Genomic DNA, 5541 nt, shown 5'->3' on the forward strand with positions numbered 1-5541 from the left:
TTAGAGTTTTGGTTCTTTAGGGTAGGAAGAAAGCCAATCGCTGTATGATTCCATTCCATAAAATAGTGAGAGTGTATGTTGGTACAATAACGAAGAAGATAATTTCAGGATAATCATGTTTGGATTTAAAAGATAGTAAATATTCTCCCTTTATTTTATAAGATAATGTTCAAAACTTTTTTAAATATAGAGAAAGTTAAAATGCTGAACATTTCCCAAAAGAGAATATTCTGTTTTAAAGATGTATCCATAGGAAAGCTTTTGGTGGGAAGATCTCAAAAAGGGATTTTTCATATAGCCTTAGGAGATACGATAGAACAATTATTGCAGGAATTCATGGTACGATTTGGTGATGCGCAACAAGTTGTAGATGACAATGTATTTAAAAGAGAAGTTGCTCATATTATAGCCATGATAGAAACGCCTAAGTTGGTAAAGAAATATAATTTTCCCTTAGATATAAATGGTACAGTTTTTCAACGAAAAGTATGGGAAACATTATGTAATATACCATGTGGTGAAACAATTTCATATAAGGAATTAGCATGTCGTGTGGGGATGCCAAATGCTTTTCGTGCCGTTGCTCATGCCTGTGCACGTAATGAATTGGCTGTCATCATTCCTTGTCATCGTGTTGTGCGTAAAAATGGTTGTATTTCAGGATATCGTTGGGGGAAGAAACGAAAACAGATTTTGCTACAACGGGAACAAAATGGTTGAATTAAAAATAAATTTAACCTTGTGTGATGGGCATTATAATCGTTACCGTTGTTCCTTTCATTTCTTTTGATGTAATTTCAAGTTTTCCTTTATGGAGTTCTAACAAAGAGCGTGAAATAGCTAATCCAAGACCCGATCCCGTATGCGATTTAGTAAGCTGGTTTTCAACTTGTTCAAAAGGTTGCCCAAGTTTTTTGATGGCTGACTGCGGAATACCAACACCTGTATCTGTAATTTTAAAAATAAGGTTATTTTTTTTCTTGAAAGCGCAGACATCAATATTTCCACCAGAAGGCGTAAATTTAACGGCATTAGAGATGAGATTAAGGAAAATTTGTTTCATTGCACGCCCATCAACTTCAGCATGAAGCTCTGGAGTGATATTTGTTGTAACAGCGATATTTTTTTCTTGAGCTTGAGGCGTTAGTGTTCGGACTGCTTCACTAATGATGGGTTCAAGATCGGTATTTTTACAATCAAGTGTAAATCGTCCGGCTTCGATTTTTGACATATCAAGGATATCATTGATAAGGGTTAGAAGATGGGCCCCTGAATTGTAAATATCATGCATATATTCCTTATAGCGTTGTGAACCAAGAGGGCCAAAAGTCGATTGCAACATGATATCTGAAAAGCCAAGAATAGCATTCAGTGGAGTACGCAATTCATGAGACATATTGGCTAAAAATTCTGATTTAGCCTTATTCGCACTTTCGGCACGTTCTTTTTCTTCTTTCAGACTTTTATTAAGTTTTTCAACTTCTGTTGCACGTTGTTGAGCACTTCCTCTCGTGCGTTTGAGTTCTTGAATGAAAGAAAAAAGACGTCTTTCGCTGTCTTCAAATTTTTCCTGTTGTTGTTTAAGTTCAGAAATGTCAGTACCAATACAAACCAATCCTCCATCTTGAGTTCGCCGTTCATTAATTTTAAGCCAATAACCATCTGCCGTTTGGCGAATGCTGGTTAAGTTACCGGTACCATCATCTTTAAGAGGATATTCACTAAGTGCAGGTCGGGCCATAGCTTCGACGGTTGCACGTTGGATTCCTGATTGTAGAATTTGTTTAGGAATAGCGGCATATTCGCAAAATTTGCTGTTGGACATGACTAAGCGCCCCTCAGCATCCCACAAGACAAAAGATTCTGAAATATTTTCAATTGCATCACGGATGCGAAGGTCGGCTTGCGCTGTTTGTTCAGCCAGTTGCTGCTGTTCACTAATGTCGAAAGAAATACCAACCAAATGGGGTTCTTCTTCTTCAGTAACTTCAGCGCGAAGTCGCATCCATACATAATGACCATCAGCATGACGCATGGGAACATTGATATCAATATGCTTTTTTTGCCTCCCATTAATTCTTGAGCAAGGTCAAAAAAATTGGCATCATTTGGATTGATAATGGCGCTAATTTGGGAAATTGAAAGCAATGCATCTTGAGGGACATAGCCAAGCATTTCGTACATTGCTCGTGACCAATAGACGCGCCCACTTGCCATATTCCAATCCCATAATCCGCAACGCCCACGCATCATTGCCATATCAATACGATTTTGAATTTTTTCTGAAACAAGATCTGTCTTACGCGCTCGTAAAAGTTGATTATAATAAGCATAAAGAAGAACAAGAATAATACCGCTTGTTCCGATGAAGAGGGTTATATTAAGCGAAAAAAATTTGCGCCATTCCATAGCGCTATCTTGCATCTTTTCACTAATAAATACGCCATATTGCCCATTTCCCGTTTGGTGAAATAAGGCAAGAGCAGGGGTATCTTTGCCTATTGTGATTTTCATAATTCCAGCGTCTTGTCCAAGAGATTGCAAAGCAATGCTATCAGAGATAAAATCTTGCAAAGGTTTTCCTAAGACGATCTCTGAACTGGATGAAGCCAAGACATTGCCTTTTTGATCAACAATGGCAATCAGCGTGCTGGGATTAATAAGATCTTGATTGTGAAAAGTGGCGAGAATATTTTGTAAGTGATTATGAGAAAGGGCAGAGCTTTTTCCTTTCTGAGAAACAGCCAATAAGTCACGATCAAGAGTATTGGTAATATGAGATGCTAAGAGAGCAATGGTAGAACGTGTATTTTTATCAATTGTATTGCGCCAATCATAGACTGATACAAAACGAATTGCTGCAAGGGTAATAAGAAATGCGACAACGACAAAAGGAAGTGAGCGTCGTAACCAAGGTTCAATAAAGAGAAGTTTTTTATAGGCAAAGCCAGACAGTAGATGAGTAGGTTTTGTCTGCGCTTTATGACTTTGAGCGCTCGATTTTGAATCAGCATATATCTCCGTTGGCGCATTATATGCGTCCAATTTAGTCATCTCTTGTTCCTTTAATTCCGGAATAATGTGATTTAAAAACTGCTTCGATCTTCATGAATAAACCCCATGAGAATGCAATGAATCAAAACAGGAGTCTTCTGTCCAGTCTTTTTTTAAAAAAAAGTGTTTTACTTTTATGAATGTGGAATATGAAAAGAAAAAGGTATTTAAAACATGACCGATAAACAGGCTTAGATTGCCTGTTTATCGGTTTAATAATGATCGAGATGTTTATAGAATTTATTTAAAGAAATATTATAGCATATTGATTAAAAATATTTTTTATTTCAAGTAAGTAGACGATTGATGATATCAGAAACATCGCTTGATAATTTGGGCGCAGCAGCAATCGTTTTTAATTCAGTTTCAAGTTTTTGTTGCCGAATGGGTTCTAATTGTCGCCAAGAGCGCATCATTGTTAATAATAGTGAAGCGAGCTGTGGATTTTTTTTGTCAATTTCCAAAATGATTTGGCAAAGAAAATGATAAGATGCTCCATCCATCCTGTTGAAACCTGTGGGGTTGTGAGATGCAAAGACACCGATCAGGGACCGTACACGATTAGGATTATCTTTTGAAAACAGCGGGTGGTGCATGAGCTTTTTAACATTCTCGAGTGTTTCTGCGCCAGCAACCATTGCTTGAACAGAAAACCATTTATCCATGACTAAAGGGTCATGCCGATAGCGGTTTTCAAAATCATTTAAGGCATTTTGTGCCTGCTCGCTTTCATTAAAACGCTTTACAAGAACAGCAATACTCGCCATACGATCAGTCATATTATCAGCTGTTGCATACTGTGTGGCCGCACGATTTGGATTGTTCTCAGCAATGGAAAGATAATCCAATATTATATTCTTTAATGCTCGCTTTCCAGCTTGTGCAGTGTTTGGTGAATAAGGCTCTTGGGATTGCATTTGCCCATAGAATTTTGTTAAGAGCTCTTGATGTGTTTGTGCAAGCGAAGCTAAAAACTGATTGCGGATATAATGAATACGATCTGGGTCAATATTTTTACCGATTGTATGAGCAAGCTCCACTTCACTAGGCAAATTTAAACAGAAGGCACGAAATTCAGGCTCTAAGTTTTCATCTGTTATGATCGTTTCAGTCAGATCTAGTAAAGTAGAGGGGAGTGTTGCTTTTGTCAGTGTTTTATCTTGAATGCTTTGAATCAAAGCTTGCATCATTAAATGGTTAAGAGATTGCCAGCGATTGATGTGATTGTCATCATGTTGTGCAAGAAAAATAAGTTCACTTTCATTGAATGGCGTGTGTAGAATGATTGGTGCAGAAAAATCTCGCAGCAGTGATAAAACGGGTTTTTCACGAAGCCCCTTCAATGTAAAGGTTTGGCTTTCCTTGGATAAAAGCATAATGTTTGATTGAATATCTGTTTCCGCTTCATAAGTAAGATTTTCTCCATGAGATCCTAACAAGCCAAATACGATAGGGATAAGCATGGGCTTTTTTGTGTTTTGTTGTGGGGTTGCAGGAATATGTTGCTTTGCATGAATTGTTAAAACACCATTGCTGTAATGACTATCGATTTCTATATTGGGGGTTCCAGCTTGTTCATACCACAGCATGAATTGAGAGAAGTCTTGACCAGACACTTCAGCAAAACAAGAGATAAAATCTTCAATTGTACAAGCTTGTCCATCATAACGTTGAAAATAAAGATCAGTACCTTTACGAAACAGAGAGGGACCTAAAATAGTCTGTATCATGCGAACAACTTCAGCACCTTTTTCATAAACAGTTGTGGTGTAAAAATTGTTAATTTGACTATATTGACGAGGACGGACAGGATGAGCGAGAGGTCCCGAATCTTCGGCAAATTGCGTCGCTTTTAATGTTTTTACATTTTCAATTCGCTGTAGGCTGCGTACATTTTGATCTGAGGAAAATTCCTGATCACGATAAACAGTGAATCCTTCTTTTAAGCAGAGTTGAAACCAATCGCGACAGGTAACACGATTACCGCTCCAGTTATGGAAATATTCATGGGCAATGATACGTTCAACGTTTCTATAATCCTGATCGGTTGCTGTTTCAGGATCGACAAGAACATATTTATCATTAAAAATGTTAAGTCCTTTATTTTCCATTGCGCCCATGTTAAAATCGGAAACGGCAACAATATTGAAAACATCAAGATCATATTCACGCCCGAAACATTGTTCATCCCAACGCATGGAATGTTTGAGAGCATCCATTGCATAGGTTGCACGTTTAGTTTTTCCTTTTTCCACATAGATACCAAGCTCGACACGTCGTCCAGATACAGTTGTAAAATGGTCTTCTAACTTATCAAGATCACCACCTACTAAAGCAAAGAGATAAGATGGTTTAGGATAAGGATCTTCCCAAACGGCAAAATGGCGATTATTCTCTAAAGTTCCTGTTTCCACTAGATTACCGTTTGAAAGCAAGATTGGGATTGTTTGGGAGTCTGCCTCAATTTTCACTCTATAGGTAGAAAGA

The 5541-nt window shown here is 37.7% G+C and carries 2 protein-coding genes and 1 pseudogene; 1 reads left to right on the forward strand and 2 read right to left on the reverse strand.

From position 1 onward, the window contains the following. The first annotated feature begins 201 nt into the window (after positions 1-201). Positions 202-720: a methylated-DNA--[protein]-cysteine S-methyltransferase gene (locus tag BN338_RS05320; protein ID WP_039759778.1), complete on the forward strand. Its 519-nt coding sequence runs from the start codon at positions 202-204 to the stop codon at positions 718-720. Positions 721-733: 13 nt separating this feature from the next. On the opposite strand, the pseudogene BN338_RS05325 reads toward BN338_RS05320, so the two are convergent. Further along, positions 734-3054 (reverse strand): annotated as a pseudogene (locus BN338_RS05325) (sensor histidine kinase). Positions 3055-3341: 287 nt separating this feature from the next. Continuing rightward, positions 3342-5541: aminopeptidase N (gene pepN, locus BN338_RS05330; protein ID WP_039759780.1), on the reverse strand; the 2200-nt coding region annotated here is incomplete at its 5' end.

Source organism: Bartonella queenslandensis AUST/NH15 (genome assembly GCF_000312585.1).
Taxonomy (GTDB): Bacteria; Pseudomonadota; Alphaproteobacteria; order Rhizobiales; family Rhizobiaceae; genus Bartonella; species Bartonella queenslandensis_A.

Coding starts and splice junctions, on each gene's coding strand:
- BN338_RS05320 (WP_039759778.1), top strand. CDS start 202: ATGCTGAACATTTCCCAAAAGAGAATATTCTGTTTTAAAGATGTATCC.